General features: G+C 57.0%; 16 protein-coding genes. 5 read left to right on the top strand and 11 right to left on the bottom strand.

The genetic code is table 11. The features are described from left to right. Positions 1-479 precede the first annotated feature (479 nt). Positions 480-1,004 carry a hypothetical protein gene (locus M017_RS29455; protein WP_155121495.1) on the bottom strand — a complete coding sequence of 175 codons (525 nt, stop codon included), beginning with the start codon at positions 1,002-1,004 and terminating at the stop codon, positions 480-482. Positions 1,005-1,281: 277 nt separating this feature from the next. On the opposite strand from M017_RS29455, the gene M017_RS0118950 reads away from it, so the two are divergent. Further along, positions 1,282-2,316 carry an IS481 family transposase gene (locus tag M017_RS0118950; protein WP_031499729.1) on the top strand — a complete coding sequence of 345 codons (1,035 nt, stop codon included), beginning with the start codon at positions 1,282-1,284 and terminating at the stop codon, positions 2,314-2,316. 122 nt (positions 2,317-2,438) lie between these two features. On the opposite strand, the gene M017_RS0118955 is transcribed toward M017_RS0118950, so the two are convergent. From M017_RS0118955 to M017_RS0118975, 5 genes are read right to left on the bottom strand one after another with little or no spacing between them, the layout of a single operon-like run. Next, on the bottom strand, positions 2,439-3,053 hold the full coding sequence (locus tag M017_RS0118955; protein WP_031499730.1) for a terminase large subunit domain-containing protein: 615 nt from the start codon (positions 3,051-3,053) through the stop codon (positions 2,439-2,441). Positions 3,054-3,064: 11 nt separating this feature from the next. After that, positions 3,065-3,826 carry a terminase large subunit domain-containing protein gene (locus M017_RS0118960; RefSeq protein WP_031499731.1) on the bottom strand — a complete coding sequence of 254 codons (762 nt, stop codon included), beginning with the start codon at positions 3,824-3,826 and terminating at the stop codon, positions 3,065-3,067. Then, positions 3,826-4,050 carry a hypothetical protein gene (locus M017_RS0118965; protein ID WP_031499732.1) on the bottom strand — a complete coding sequence of 75 codons (225 nt, stop codon included), beginning with the start codon at positions 4,048-4,050 and terminating at the stop codon, positions 3,826-3,828. Before M017_RS0118965 ends, M017_RS0118960 begins: the two co-directional genes overlap by 1 nt. A 2-nt stretch (positions 4,051-4,052) precedes the next feature. After that, positions 4,053-4,514 (bottom strand): hypothetical protein, encoded by a 462-nt coding sequence (locus M017_RS0118970; protein ID WP_031499733.1) that lies wholly within the window; start codon positions 4,512-4,514, stop codon positions 4,053-4,055. Positions 4,515-4,563: 49 nt separating this feature from the next. Then, on the bottom strand, positions 4,564-5,139 hold the full coding sequence (locus M017_RS0118975; RefSeq protein ID WP_031499734.1) for a hypothetical protein: 576 nt from the start codon (positions 5,137-5,139) through the stop codon (positions 4,564-4,566). Positions 5,140-5,348: 209 nt separating this feature from the next. On the opposite strand from M017_RS0118975, the gene M017_RS0118980 reads away from it, so the two are divergent. Continuing rightward, entirely contained in the window at positions 5,349-6,029 is a 681-nt protein-coding gene (locus M017_RS0118980) for an aminoglycoside 3'-phosphotransferase (RefSeq protein WP_051670491.1), read from the top strand. Here M017_RS0118980 and M017_RS27965 read toward each other — a convergent pair. From M017_RS27965 to M017_RS29750, 5 genes are all read right to left on the bottom strand, one after another. After that, a complete protein-coding gene (locus M017_RS27965) occupies positions 6,026-7,798 on the bottom strand; it encodes an NHL domain-containing protein (protein ID WP_051670493.1) in 1,773 nt (590 codons plus the stop codon). The genes M017_RS0118980 and M017_RS27965 overlap by 4 nt on opposite strands. Positions 7,799-7,948: 150 nt before the next feature. Continuing rightward, positions 7,949-9,073 (bottom strand): type III secretion system effector protein, encoded by a 1,125-nt coding sequence (locus M017_RS0118990; RefSeq protein WP_031499737.1) that lies wholly within the window; start codon positions 9,071-9,073, stop codon positions 7,949-7,951. Between the two features lie 56 nt (positions 9,074-9,129). Further along, complete coding sequence (locus tag M017_RS0118995) at positions 9,130-10,335, bottom strand: MFS transporter (RefSeq protein ID WP_031499738.1); 1,206 nt, start codon at positions 10,333-10,335, stop codon at positions 9,130-9,132. A 9-nt stretch (positions 10,336-10,344) separates the two neighbouring features. Next, on the bottom strand, positions 10,345-10,719 hold the full coding sequence (locus M017_RS0119000) for a VOC family protein (RefSeq protein ID WP_031499739.1): 375 nt from the start codon (positions 10,717-10,719) through the stop codon (positions 10,345-10,347). Positions 10,720-10,747: 28 nt separating this feature from the next. Continuing rightward, entirely contained in the window at positions 10,748-11,236 is a 489-nt protein-coding gene (locus M017_RS29750; protein ID WP_031499740.1) for a hypothetical protein, read from the bottom strand. 125 nt (positions 11,237-11,361) lie between these two features. On the opposite strand from M017_RS29750, the gene M017_RS0119010 reads away from it, so the two are divergent. From M017_RS0119010 to M017_RS0119020, 3 genes are read left to right on the top strand one after another with little or no spacing between them, the layout of a single operon-like run. Next, complete coding sequence (locus M017_RS0119010) at positions 11,362-12,267, top strand: GGDEF domain-containing protein (RefSeq protein ID WP_080507948.1); 906 nt, start codon at positions 11,362-11,364, stop codon at positions 12,265-12,267. Between the two features lie 29 nt (positions 12,268-12,296). After that, positions 12,297-13,103: a 3-keto-disaccharide hydrolase gene (locus M017_RS0119015; RefSeq protein ID WP_031499742.1), complete on the top strand. Its 807-nt coding sequence runs from the start codon at positions 12,297-12,299 to the stop codon at positions 13,101-13,103. A gap of 50 nt (positions 13,104-13,153) precedes the next feature. Then, entirely contained in the window at positions 13,154-13,576 is a 423-nt protein-coding gene (locus M017_RS0119020) for a PqqD family protein (RefSeq protein ID WP_031499743.1), read from the top strand. The last annotated feature ends 76 nt before the right edge of the window (positions 13,577-13,652 follow it).

Genomic DNA, 13,652 nt, shown 5'->3' on the forward strand with positions numbered 1-13,652 from the left:
AGACGCTAAATGTGGGCCCCCACGAATCAAGATCTCCTTTCTGGGAAATATATGAATAGTCAAAAGGATCGTACCAGTCATAACAGACTGAGCAACCAGCTAGGATCTCATATGTTTGATATTCAATGTTTAGGTAGAAAGAATTGTACTGCTCATAAGATGATCCACTTATAACTGTGGTTCCGGTATGTGTCTCTGCATAGGATCCAGTGTTTGACCAACCATCAAAAGATGCAGTGCTCTGGTCTCTTCTGAGAGTCGAACGTATTTCGAGTTTGTAATAATACTGTGTGTTGTAGTCTATACTTGCACTGGTGACTCCGTATAATTGATTAGTGGCGGAGTTGTAGTAAAGGTCAGTGCGGCTTTCAGTCAGTGTTTGTGCGCTAGTCGATGACGCAATAAATATAGTGCAAATAATTAGCATTAAATGGTAAAGTTTCACGAAAATATTCTCTCATTGCGGGCGTGCGGTGTTGTTAGTTGCCTGTTTTGTTATCTGGTGATGAGGAGTTTTTGCGCAGGTAGGAATCAATAGCGGTTGAGCTGGTAGCTGATAGTGTGTTTTTGATTTTGTTAATGGATTCGTTGACTAATGAAATATGCGTCATTTGCAGTTCTGTCAATTCTTTTGGAGGCGGCGGATATAAATCCCCTTTTTTGTGTTCTGTGCGAATTTTCGCGATGATAGCCGTAGCTCTTCCGTCAAGGATTTGCAACTGAGAGTCAAGGTCTTTAGCGATAATGAGGAGCGACTGGGTGTCGCTTGGATTGAGTGCAAGCTTGTCAGTGACCATAGCTGAAACCAATTCTGCAGATTTTGCAGACGATGCTGTAGCTTGGACTCTGCGAGATAAGCTAGCCAGATTTCTAAGGAACAGGTGATATCGTGTGTAATCTGGGGTGATCGACGGTATCTGTGATGCTGGCTTTATCTCAGCAAAAGAAAAATGGCTGCTGAGCGAAAACAAAATCGTCGCCACGGTAGCGATGTAACGAACCATTGGATTTCCAACTTCCTTGGAGTTCTCTGAGTGAGTTGGTTCTACAGTAGGCTCATTGAGCATTAAAAGCAAGCAATTTGTGAAGCAAGTTTAAAGACTGAGTTGAAATTAGCGGGAGATCAGCGGACACAATGATGGAAAACGGCGCTTAGGGGAAGAGGCGAAGGGAGGGCGTAGCCCGACTGGAGCCGAAGCCCCTAAGCGCCCCGAGCGGGTCCTTACGGTGATAGATTTGGAATCTTCCAAAACACCAAAATCACCCCGAAAGGACACACTCATGAGCGACAACCAGAAGCTTATCAAAGCCCGCATTGGACTGCTCCAACTCGCCCAGGAACTGGGCAACATCAAGGCCGCTTGCCAGCGAGCCGGCATCAGTCGGAGCCACTTCTACGAGATCAAGGAAGCCTACGAGAAGCACGGCGCCGAGGGTCTAGAGCTCAAGCAACGCCGAGCTCCCCGGATGCCGAATCAGACTCCGCCCGAGCTTGAAAAGCAGATCCTCGAGATGACGGCGCAGTATCCGACCTACAGTTACATCCGCATTGCCGACCAGCTTCGTTTGGTCGGCATCGGTGTCTCTGCCCCCGCCGTCCGAGGGGTCTGGGTGCGGCACGGCATCACTCTCCGACTGCAGCGTTTGCTCTGGCTCGACAAGAAGACCGCCACCGAAGGCGGCGTGCTGACGGAGCAAGCCAAGCGGCTCCTGCAGAAGCATCAGGGCCGAAACGTGGATCCGGAGCAACATATCGCTGCACCGCATTCTGGCTATCTGCTTTGCCAGGACACCTACTTTGTAGGCACGATCAAAGGCGTCGGCAAGGTCTACATGCAGACGGTCATTGACGCACACTGCTCGCAAGCCTTCGCCAAGGTCTATCTCAGCAAGATGCCGATCACTGCGGCAGACACACTGAATGATCGAGTCATCCCCTTCTATGACGATGAGAAGGTGGGGATCGAGAGGCTGCTCACCGACAATGGCCGTGAGTACTGTGGGCTCGAAGCCCGTCATCCCTTCGAGATCTATCTGGCCATCAACCAGATCCGCCACAAGAGAACACAAATCGCCTCCCCTCAATCCAACGGCTTCTGTGAGCGCTTCCATCGGACCATCAAGGAAGAGTTTTACAGCATCAAGTTCCGGCAGAAACTCTATCAGTCTGTGGCTGAGCTACAGGATGATCTGGACGCCTATCTGAGCTTCTACAATCGCCAGCGCCCCCATCATGGATATCGGACTCAAGGCCGAACGCCATACCAGGCTTTCCTCGATGGGAAAATCGCCCAGGCGCAACCTATGGCAGCATGAAGTAACCGAATCTCACCCGAGGCCCGCAAGCCCTCGTGTCCGGAGATCTTCAGCTAAATACAACTGAGTGTCTCGCCGTTCTGAGATGATTCTTATCTCTGTTTCAACGATTCACTGCTTTGCTAGAAGCCGGGGAGGCGGGTTTGGGGACGTAGGTTGGTTTGGCCGATGCGTTCTCGCCAGCAGGCGAGGGCCAGCGCCATGACTAAGTCGTCGTGCGCGTCTTTGTCGAAGGCTCCATATTTGTAGCCTTGCCCGACGCGGCGGATTTCTACCGTAAGTAACTCCTGCTGTAACTCTTTGGCCGCCAGGCAGTCCGCGGCGATGCGGAGTTTGCCTTGCTCGAGACTCGTTTCGATCGCGGCGTACATGTCGCGCTTGAGTTCCTGACTGATGACGATGCCTTCGAGATTGGCCCCACGGAGTTGGTCGCGGATCATTTCATAGACGGCGTCGCCGACACCGGTCTGGTCGACGACCAGGACCGTGCGGCCGAGGGTTTCGACCTTGCGGTACAGCGTGCCGACTTCTTTGGCGAGATCGCCGTAGGGGGTGCCGAGCCGCCATTGCTTTGCATAACGGACGTTGAGGCGCTCCTCCCATTGGGTAGTGGCGTCGATGTAGCGGGTGTTGATCGCTCTTTGGCTTCGTTCGAGGACAATGAGCGCGGAGTGGTCGCGCTTGCGGCCGAGATCGAGACCGAGGAAGTATTCGTTGCGGACGAGTTGGTTGCTCATGTCAGTGGCTCCTAAAGAGAGAGGGCGCGGACCTCGCGCGTGAAGGCGGCTTCGACCCAGGCGCGGGATAGATAGGTGTTCTCGTTCTCGAGGAAGTGGCAGAGGTATTCCTGTTTGAACCAGCTTTCGCCCATCGATTTGCGTTCGCGATCGAGGAATTCGGGGTCGATGCGGGGGCATTCGTCTGCTGCGGTTCTGAGGCGCTGCCAGCCTTCGCCGCGCTCCCATTCTTCCCAGAAGAAGCCGCGGGTTCCGTAGGGTGTGGACATGAGGATGAGGCGGCCTTTGTCGGAGGCGGCGAGGAAGGGGCGGACGCTGCGGTAGAGGCTGTCGCCGACCTGCGCGGCCTCGTCGATGAGGAGGAGACTGGTGCCGGAGAAGCCACGGATGGTGCCGTCTTTGCCGGGCAGACCCACGATGCGCGAGGCATTGGGGAGTTCTACCGAAAGGGTGTTGACGCCGTCGGACTTCTTTCGGATGCCCAGCGCGGGGAGATAGCCGATGATCTTGCGGATGAGCTCGCCTGATTGGCGCAGCGTGGGGCTGACGACGAGGACGAGGCTCTTGGGCGTGAAGTAGGCCTGGTGCAGCGCGAGGATGCTCGAGACGGTGGACTTGCCCCATTGGCGCGAGCAGTTCAGGATGAGCTGCCGCGCTGGGGTGCGGAGGACGATCGCCTGCTTGCCGTCTGGCTCGATGCCCAGGAATTTGCTGGCGAAGGTGGCCGGGTCGAGCCGCGCAGCGAGAGTGCATCTGGCAAATCCGAGTTCCATTAGCTGACGACTCGAGTGGATGCTTGTTCTCCGAGACCGGCAGTGAGCGCCTTGGCGACCTCGATGCGGATCTCGGGGTAGGGTTCGAGGGCCTGGTAGACGACGTTCAGGATTTGTCCCAGCCGGACGGTGCCTGACTCTTCAATCTGAGAGGGAGTGGCGTTGAGGTTGACGCCGTCGAGGCTGTGGTAGCAGCCTCGGTAGGCCGTTTTTTTCTTGGGCATGGCTATTTCTCCTTTCGTGGCGCTTTGGGGGCGGCCCACTTTTCGATGCGGGCCGATAGCGGGTTGAGCGTTTTGACGGTGTCGAGGTGCTGCTTGGTGAGCAAAACGAAGGAACGGTCTGCGAGGCAGAGCCGGTAGGCGAGCATGAGACGATTGCCGGCGTCGGCCGTGGTTTGGAGGTGCGGGAGGCGGACGCGGTGGTTGATTTCCCGTTCAATGAGGCTGTTGAGGCGCTCGGTGATCCAGCGGAGCTGGGCGAGGGCAATGAGGTCGCCTTCCTGCTGGATGTTTTGGGGCGGGAGCTCTGAGAAGAGGCGATCGAGGAGCCGGTTGAAGCTTCCCAGATCTTCGACATCGTTGACCTGGACAGGAGGGACGATGCGGATGCGCCGCCGGGGCTTATTGGGTCCGTTGGTGTTGTTGGCTTCCTCGATACGGACTTCTAATTTGTCGTCTTGATTCACGGTTGCTCCTTGCGGGGCGGAGATTGGCAGCGAGACAGGCTCGCGTTTCTTAGTGGGTGATGCCGGCGTCTTTTGCCATTTGGATGAGTTGCTCGATGCTGAGTTTGAGATCATCCGGCTTGGTTGGGGATGCCTGCTGCATGGCTTGCGCCGCATCTTTGACCTCTTGCGTCTGGTAGAGGAGGAACTGGGCGAGGTAGTTTGGGTTCGTTCTTTGCAGATTGGATTTGCGGAGCTCTGTGGTGGGCAGACTCTTGGGGATGCTGACCTCGCGCCCCATCGCGCAGAGTTCGGCGTGGACTTCGTAGGCGGCGAAGCGGTCTTTCTGGAGTTGCCGCAGTTCGTGGAGGGCACTGTTGGCACGGCGCTCCTGCAGGATGGCCAGTTTGACGATGCGTTCGAGTGTGAGGGTTAGACCGGGATCGCTGGGGGATTCGAGCCATTTTTGTTCGGCGATGCGTTCGTAGGATCTGGCTTTGGTCACCTGGTAGCTTGCCCAGGCGAAGCGCTCGAAGGCGAGTTCTTCGAGTTCAGAATCAGGTTGGCAGTCCTGACGGAGCTTGGACTTGTAGTCCTGGTAGGGTGGATCCTCTTGGAATTTGTTTTCTGCGATCTGTTGTTTCATTTTTATCTCGCTCCTTCTTCTCTTTTCACAAAAAGATGTTTGCTGGTGACTGCGGAAAAGAGTGAACGGCACACAGCACCAGAACTGCTGCTATTGTCCTGGCGGGGGGCGAGAGAACTGGAGGGTGGATTTGCATTATGTTGAAAGCAAAGGAGAAATAAAATCACATTTTTTGTGATTGATTTTTTAGGCTGTTGGAGAATGACCTTATGGAGATACAAAAGACGCCAATTTTGATTGGGTGCTCTGGTGCGGCTGTGGTTCGTCTGGAAGATGCGGAGGGGCGGGTTTGGATTGAGAAATCAGGAGAGGTGGAACAAGAAGGCGCTGTGCTCGCCTGGTGCCAGGGGCGCTTGCCAGTGCCGCAGATTCTATCGTGCGAGCCTGGGTTGCTACGGATGTCGGTGGTGCCTGGCGTCGATCTGACCGAACTGCCTTGGCAGACGAGTGTGGCGGTGCTGGTGGAGGCTTTGGAACAGATTCACGCCCTGCCTGTTGCCGGGTGTCCGTTTTCAGCAAGTTGGGAATTGCGATTGCGTGAGGCCGAAGAGCGCTTGGCCGCAGGGTTGGTGGATGACTGTAGTCCGGAGGTTGCTGCTGCGATTCTGAAGGAACTGCATGCGTTGCCGCCGTTGCCGGACGTTGTCTGTTTCACGCATGGCGATGCGTGTTTGCCGAACTTTCTCGCCGCGGAGGGCAGACTGTCGGGGATGGTTGATCTTGGACGCGCGGGGCTGACGCATCCGGCTCAGGATTGGGCGCTTGCTCTGCGTAGCGTTCGCTCTGATTTTGGCTTGGAGGCCGAAGAGATGCTGCTTGCCCATGTGCCTGCGCATTGCAGGGACGAGCAGTTGCTCTATCGCTTCCGGATGTTGGATGAGTTGTTTTAGCGAATCGGAATTTTTCCGATGTTGCTGGTGACGCCCGAGACCTGGACGGCGAGGTCGACCGAGCCACTGGGCGCCGCGTTTGGAACGAGGACGTTGATCTGGTAGAGGCTGATGAAGCCGGGGGTGAGTCCCGAGAAGGAGACCGTTGCCTGGTTGCCGCCGATGTTCACCGTGGGGGTGAGGATGCTGGGACTGAGCGGGGAGAAGGGGGTGGGTTGTCCTGTGGTGGGCGCGTGTTCCACTTGGCCGAGACCGGTGAGGTACAACACGACGGTTTCACCTCGGGTGGCGGGGTTGCTGGTTGTTACGACGCTGCCGTCGGCGTGGGTGGCAACATTGGCGGCTCCATCGAGCAAGAAGAGGCCGGGTTGTGCGTTGAGAATGGGGACGGAGATGCCAGCGCTAGAGCCAGCCGACGTAGTGACGATCACTTGCACGCGGTTTCGGCCCGACAGTGACAGGGGGGCTTGGATGGTGATCTGCTCTTGGCCCTCGAGATTCAAGACGCGGTAGACGGGGGCGGGCGCGTTGTCGAGCGAGACCTGGATGCCATTGAGAAGCGTGGGCCAGGTATTGGTGGATGGTGTGATGATCTGCCCGAGGCGCGCTCCGAGATTGGTTCCGAAGATGGTGATCATGCCGCCGGGGACGATTCCGGTTTGGAAGCTGGCGGCGTTGGTGATGCTGGCGCTGCTGATGAGGGGATTGGCGACGGCAGGAGCGGAGAGCGAACGGATGCGGTCGTTGCCGGTGTCGCCAATGAAGAGGTTGTCGGACGGAGAGATGGCGAGCGCGAGGCTGGAATTGAGTTGGGCGGCAGCGGCGGCGCCGCGATCACCCGAGAAGCCTGCGACACCGGTTCCGGCGATGGTGGTGATGATGCCGGCATAGACCTTGCGGATGCGTTGGTTTTCGGTATCGGCGATGTAGAGAGCACCCACAGAGTCTGTAACGATGCCGCCCGGGTAACGGAGGCTGGCGGAGGTGGCTGCTGTGGCGTCGCCGGAGAAGCCGATGTTGCCGTTGCCAGCGTAGGTGGTGATGATGCCGTTGGTGCCGACGCGGCGGATGCGTTGGTTGGACTGGTCTGTGATGTAGAGCGTACCGCTACCGTCGGTGGCGAGCGCGATGGGATTGTTCAGCGCGGCTTGATTCGCTTGGCCTCCGTCGCCCGAGAAACCGGCGGCGCCGGTTCCGGCGACGGTGCTGATGGTGCCGCTGAGCGAGACTTTGCGGACTTTGTGGGTGCCTTGGTCGGCAATGTAGAGGTTGCCCGCGGGATCGACTGCGCAGCGGATGGGGAGGACGAGACTGGCGGCGCTGGCGGGTCCGCCGTCGCTGGAATCGGCGGCGATGCCGTTACCTGCGATGGTGGTGATGGTTCCGTTGGTGGCGATGCGGCGGACCCGGTGGTTGTTGAGGTCGTTGACGTAGATGTTTCCGGTGGGGTCGATGCAGACGCCGGTGGGGCTGTCGAACTGGGCCTGGAGAGCGGGGCCGTTGTCTCCGCTGAAGCCTGCGGCGCCTGTTCCGGCGATGGTGGTGATGATGCCGTTGCGGTCGACTTTACGGATGCGGTGGTTGTTCTGGTCGGCGAGAATCAGGTTGCCGGAGGCGTCACCGGCGAGGCCGACGGCGCGATTGATCTGGGCTTGGGTGGCGGGGCCATTGTCGCCCGAGTATCCCGCCGTGCCTGTGCCGGCGAGGGTCGTGATGGTTTGTGCGGAGAGTGAGATTGAAAGAACGAAGAGCGAGGCGAGCGGCTTCATTGCGATTGGATTTTTGGGTAGGAAGTGCCGTTACAAAGAAAATCGTTAGAGACTGGAATCCACTTGAGCCGTTCGAAACCCCACTCCGCGGCCAGCGGCTAACGTGGGTGATATGGAGAGAGGTTCGGCTATCGCTGTGAGCTGAAACTCCTAAAGCGTAGATGCCGGTAAATGCCCTACCGACTGCGCCTGCGCCGGCAGCGACTTTCCGCATTTCTGGCATAAGTTCAGATCCTGATACTTCGGACTTCCCTGCGGTAAGGCCTTAAAGTATGCCTTCACATCCGGATGTACCTTGGTCTCACCGGAAAGTACCTTGGCGACATTCAGATCGACAATATTCGCATGCCCGCAATACGCGCAGATGCGATGCCGCTCCTGATTGAAATAGAAGAGGCGCAAGTCCAATTTGCCTTCCGGCCATGCTGTCCGGAAGTGATTCTCGGTGTACTTTCGGAAGTGATCTGGTGGCAAACCGGTTGTTAGCGATTCGTCATGAATCTTCTCAAATTCATAAAGGCGCTGGCCGGTCACTGAGTAGTAAACATGAATCAACTCATGCGCAAAACCAATCGCCACCGGACGCTTTCCCTTCGTACCGTCGAAGGCGCAAGTCACTTCGTCCTTTGTCAGATCAACGCCAATCACGGCCGGGACACCTGTGCCTCTCTCGAGCCATGGCTCCAGCTTGCGCGCGATCATCGTGTACTGCTCGGCGGCTGTAAAGAGACAGTCCCCGCCGGCAAGAAATTTCGTGAGCGCTTTTTCCCACTGCTTTTCGAGAGAAGAGATCGTACTTTCCTTGACGGAATTTGACGAAAACAGACCTTTGGGCGAGAACATCGGTGCTGTCTTCGGTGCGCCAAACTTGACGTCGGCGGCATCGAGCGCTTTCACTTGCGCGGGTGTGAACGCATAGTTCGTCAGACCTGGGGTGGGCGCGACGAGTTGCTTGGCCAGTTTGTCTGCCGTCGAGAAAAAGCTCTTGGAGAGCGAGGCTTGGAGTTGTTTCCGCGCCTCCACCCAGTTGTTCGTGCGGAACGCGGCGATCAGTTTGTAATATTGATTCTCGCCAGAGACAGAGGTTGTGTTGTTCCCCTTCTTGATGCCGATCGTATGCGGGGTGCTATCCAGCTCGCGGATGAAGTCTTTTCCGAGATCATCTTTCAGAGCCCACAATTCGTCAAACAGGATCTTCACTTTCTTCTGAAAGTCATCGTCCCCGATGATGTCAAATTTTGAGCTTACGAATGCAGTGTTGGTATAGCCTGCCAATTCAATATCCTAATCTGGAAGCGTCAGTTCCAAAGGAGACGGTCCATTGTTTCGGGCTAGAGGCGGGCGAGGCGGCGTTGGGTGAAGAAGAAGATGCCGGTGATGAGCATGAGCAGCAGGCCGTTGGCGGCGAGGACTTGCTGGACGCCGAAGCTTTCGATGGCTTTGCCCGCAGCGAAAGCGCCGAAGGGCATGCCGCCGCGGAAGGCGACGTTGTAGACACTCATCACGCGGCCGCGCATGGAATCCTGTACGATGGCCTGCACGAGTGAGGAAACGAGGCCGAAGCAGGCGATGAGCGCGGCTCCGGCGCAGAAAAGCATGACAAGGCTGACGTAGAAGTTGGGGGCGATGCCGAAGCCGAAAATCAGTGCGCCGAGGGTGCCGAGAGCGACCAGCGAGAGCAGGCCTTTCTTCTGGTAGTTGCTGGTGGCGGCCACAAAGATGCCTCCCACGACGCTACCGATTCCAGAGATGACGAGCATTGACGAATAAGCGTCTTCGCCGAGATGGTAGACGCGTTCGGCGACCACCGGGAGGAAGGTGAGCAGCGGGACGCCGAGCAGAGTCATGAGGAAGGCGAGCGCGACGAGGCTGCGCATGGCGCTGTTGTCGCGGATGAAACGAAGGCCAACCTTCATGCTTTCGAGGATGGGTTCCTTGTGAGTCATTGCCGGAGGTCTGGGGGCGACCTTGGTGAGGGTGAAGATGACGGCGAGGAAGCTTAGGGCATTGATGCCGAAGCACCAGACGGCTCCGAATTTGGCGAGGGTGACGCCGCCGATGGTGGGACCGATGACGCGGGCGACGTTGAACTGGATGGAGTTCATCGCGATCGCGTTTTGGAGGTCTTCCTTCTTGACGAGGGAGGGAACGAGAGCCTGGTACGCAGGGCCGCCAAAGGCCTGGGCGGTTCCGACCGTGAAGGAGAGCGCCAGGATGTGCCAGACCTGGACGATGTGGAGATAAGCCAGGGTCGCCAGCAGAAAGGCGCAACTCATCTGGATGATTTGCGAGACGACAAGGACTTTGCGGCGGTCTTTCCGATCGGCGACGACGCCTCCCAGGATGGAGAACAGAAAGATTGGAATCTGTCCGAGGAAGGCGTCGAGGCCGAGATACCAAGCGGATTTCGTCAGTTCGTAGACAAGCCAACTCTGGGCCAGGTTCTGCATCCAGGTTCCGATGGAAGAGGTGCAGGCGCCAAGCCACATGATCCGGAATTCCGGATACTCGAAGGCCTTGAAGATCTGACGTTTCAAGTGTTGCGCTTAGGGAAGAGGCGTTTCACGCTGGATGAGGTGGCAGAGGTTGCCGTCGGCATCCTTGAAGAAGACCAGCTTGTTTCCCTGATTGGTGAAGGGTTCACCGGTGAAGGTGACGTTCTTGCTCTGGAGGAAGGCGTAGGCGGCGTCGAAATCGTCGCTAGCAATGGCGAAGTGACGGATGCCGGGCGTCTTCATCTCGTTGGGGCCAGCTTCCCCTTCGCTGGGGATGATTTCCAGCATAGAGCCGTTGCTCGCCTTGACGAAGTAATTGCCGGCGTACTCGAAGTTAATACGGAACTCGAGGTGCTCGACGTACCAGTCAGCGAGGCGCTTGGGGTTCGGGGAAGCGATTGCGGTGTGTTCTAGACCTTGGAACATAGAAGTTCTGAGTTTAGCAATTGCGGCCTCAATAAACAGAGAAACAGTAGACGCTATTGTCGCCAGAGGGCGAGAGACAATATTCGCCGACTTCGAGGGCTTCCTGGACTTCGAGCTTATAGAGACCGGCGGAGAGAGGGTCGAGGGAAAGGCGGATGGCGCGAGGGCCATTCTTGCGCGTGTTTTTGGGAATAGACAGGACACGCTGGCCGCCTTTGGTCTCCATCTTGTAGAGCTGCATCTGCTGGATGTTGAGACTTTTGACTTTGACTATAAACGAGGGCTCGGTGAGGGGAGTTTTGGCGGTGGAGTTCAGGCCGGAGACGGTGTAGACGGTGTCGTTTTTTGCGTCCTGCTGGCTGGCGGCGCCCACATCGGTGGGGATGAGTTTGTTGGCGTGCCGGAGGTAGGGGAGATCTGTTTTCTCGGGAACTGGACCTTTGTAGGGCTCGTCGGCGAAGAGGGCGGCTGCGGCGAGGGTCAAGAGCAGGGTCCAGCGAGGGGTCACGGTGAACATTTTATCTCCAAATGAAAATCTGAATTCGGCCGGGATTCGTAGATGCGTCTTGAAACGACGCCACAGTATAAAGACGGTCTGAGAACCGCCGATGGATTCAACAGGACTCCCCAGAAATCCGATTTATGTCGAGATCGATGCGATTTTATGCCTTGCTGGACCGCTTGCCGCTTGCGAATACCTTTCGCAGCAAGGTGGTGTTGGGGGTTGTCGTCAGTGTTCTGTTGCCGGTCGCGGCGATGGAGGTGTACTTTATCGGGTTCTCGCCGCTTCGTGGGGAAGCGCTGGAACAGGCGATTCTGATCAGTTGCCTGTCAGCGGCTGCGGCTGCGGTGTTTGCCTATTGGGTGCTCTCGACGATTCTTCGCCCGATTCTCTATACCTCGCGGCAACTGGATCGTTATCTGAATCATCGGGTGCTGCCAGAGTTGCCGGGGCACTACAAGGATGAGGTGGGCATTCTGATGTCGAACGTGAACTATTTGACGCGTTCGCTGCATGATCTGGTGCGGAGTGCCAATGAGAACGGGACGATCGATCATTTGACGGGTGTCTTTAACCGGCGGAGCGCGGAGGACCGGCTGCGGGATTCAATCGAGCTGACCCGCATCCGGCAGGGTGCGTTGAGTTTTGCGATTCTGGATCTCGATAATTTCAAGAAGCTGAATGATACGTTTGGGCATGAGTTTGGCGACTCGGTTTTGCGGCAGATTGGGGATCTGCTGCGGCACAATGTACGGCGGGTGGACTGGGTGGGGCGCTGGGGCGGCGACGAGTTTGTGATTACGATCCAGGGCGGGGAAACAGAGGCGGCCGCGATGCTGAGCCGGATTTGTGAGGCGGCGCGGAAGAAGAGTTTTCTGGCGCCCGATGGGAGTCTTCAGCGGGTTACTTTTTCTTGCGGGGTGAGTGAGTGGCACGATCCGCTTGATTCGCAAAAAATCTTCCACCAAGCGGATGAGGCGTTGTACTGCGCCAAGCGCCTGGGACGAGATCAAATTCAGTTCTGGGGTGAGGTCACGTTCGCCTGAGCAGACGGTGGTTTGATACGCTTGAGCCGATGAATCGACGTTCCCTTTTCAGCACGATTTTTGCCAGTACGGCTGCGTTTGCACAACAAGCGAAAGACCCTAAACGTTTCAACCAGGCGACCGGGTATAGCGATACGCCCATTATTCCATTTCAGCGTTGGAAGGTTCACGATATCGATCGTCCGAAGCCGCCTGTGGTGACGCCTGCGAATGTGGTGGGTGGAGCGCCGTCGGATGCGATCGTTCTGTTTGATGGGAGCGATCTTTCGCAGTGGACTTTCCGGGGGAAGACGGGCAGACCGCGCCAGTCCTGGAAGCTCGAGAACGGAACGATGGAAGTGGTGCCGGGGGCGGGCGATGCCCAGACGAAGGAGAGTTTTGGCGATGTGCAGTTGCACGTCGAGTGGTCGCCGCCAACGGAGATCTCGGGAGACTCGCAGTGGCGTGCGAATTCGGGAATTCTGATCATGGGGAATTACGAGATCCAGGTACTGGATAGCTACAACAACCCGACCTATGCCGATGGGCAGGCTGGCGCGGTGTATGGACAGTATCCGCCGTTGGTGAACGCAGTCCGGAAGCCGGGGGAGTGGAATTCCTATGACATCATCTGGGAAGCGCCGAAATTTGTGGGGCCGGATCTGGCGAAGCCCGCTTATGTGACGGTGATGTTAAACGGGATTCTGGTCCAGCATCGCAAAGAGGTGATTGGCCGTGTGGCGCACCGGGTGGTGGGGACCTACCAGGCGCATGCGCCGGAGTTGCCGCTGTCGTTGCAGGACCACGATGTACCAGTACGATATCGCAATATCTGGGCACGACGTCTAGTGCTTTAACGGAGTGTTTTCTGCGGGTGGATGCTGTAATCTATCGGTAACCATCCACCATGAAGTACAGTGACACGTATGCGGTCAATGCTCCCCAGGCGATCGAGGAGAGTTTTGAGACTGAGGTCATCGTTGTCAACCTCGAAATTGGGACTTACTTTTCTTTGCGAGACAGTGCTGCCGATGCCTGGATTCGCATAACGGAGGGCCAGAGCGCGGAAGCGATCTGTGCGGCCTGGACCGTTCAGTTTCCTGAAGTTGTGTCGTTGCAAGAAGATCTGGAGAAGTTCTTTGCCGAGTTGCTGGCCGAGGGTTTGATTCGGGTGGAACCGCGCAGTGCGGCGGAGACCGTGAAGTCGATTCCGTTCTCTACTTATCAGGCTCCGGCGTTGGAAAAGTACACCGACATGCAGGATCTTCTGTTGCTTGATCCTGTGCACGATGTGGACGAGACGGGGTGGCCGGCTCCGCGACCCCAATGAGCCAGGAGCGATACTTTTCATCCTGTATCGCACTCGCAGATTCGGCAACCGAAAATACGGGGAAGCTAGAGCAGGT

Source organism: Bryobacter aggregatus MPL3 (genome assembly GCF_000702445.1).
Lineage (GTDB): Bacteria > Acidobacteriota > Terriglobia > Bryobacterales > Bryobacteraceae > Bryobacter > Bryobacter aggregatus.

Excerpts from the sequence above, each read along its gene's own strand:
- M017_RS29455 (WP_155121495.1), bottom strand. The coding sequence starts at position 1,004 with ATGGTTCGTTACATCGCTACCGTGGCGACGATTTTGTTTTCGCTCAGC.
- M017_RS0118950 (WP_031499729.1), top strand. The coding sequence starts at position 1,282 with ATGAGCGACAACCAGAAGCTTATCAAAGCCCGCATTGGACTGCTCCAA.
- M017_RS0118955 (WP_031499730.1), bottom strand. The coding sequence starts at position 3,053 with ATGAGCAACCAACTCGTCCGCAACGAATACTTCCTCGGTCTCGATCTC.
- M017_RS0118960 (WP_031499731.1), bottom strand. The coding sequence starts at position 3,826 with ATGGAACTCGGATTTGCCAGATGCACTCTCGCTGCGCGGCTCGACCCG.
- M017_RS0118965 (WP_031499732.1), bottom strand. The coding sequence starts at position 4,050 with ATGCCCAAGAAAAAAACGGCCTACCGAGGCTGCTACCACAGCCTCGAC.
- M017_RS0118975 (WP_031499734.1), bottom strand. The coding sequence starts at position 5,139 with ATGAAACAACAGATCGCAGAAAACAAATTCCAAGAGGATCCACCCTAC.
- M017_RS0118980 (WP_051670491.1), top strand. The coding sequence starts at position 5,349 with ATGGAGATACAAAAGACGCCAATTTTGATTGGGTGCTCTGGTGCGGCT.
- M017_RS27965 (WP_051670493.1), bottom strand. The coding sequence starts at position 7,798 with ATGAAGCCGCTCGCCTCGCTCTTCGTTCTTTCAATCTCACTCTCCGCA.
- M017_RS0119000 (WP_031499739.1), bottom strand. The coding sequence starts at position 10,719 with ATGTTCCAAGGTCTAGAACACACCGCAATCGCTTCCCCGAACCCCAAG.
- M017_RS29750 (WP_031499740.1), bottom strand. The coding sequence starts at position 11,236 with ATGTTCACCGTGACCCCTCGCTGGACCCTGCTCTTGACCCTCGCCGCA.
- M017_RS0119010 (WP_080507948.1), top strand. The coding sequence starts at position 11,362 with ATGTCGAGATCGATGCGATTTTATGCCTTGCTGGACCGCTTGCCGCTT.
- M017_RS0119015 (WP_031499742.1), top strand. The coding sequence starts at position 12,297 with ATGAATCGACGTTCCCTTTTCAGCACGATTTTTGCCAGTACGGCTGCG.
- M017_RS0119020 (WP_031499743.1), top strand. The coding sequence starts at position 13,154 with ATGAAGTACAGTGACACGTATGCGGTCAATGCTCCCCAGGCGATCGAG.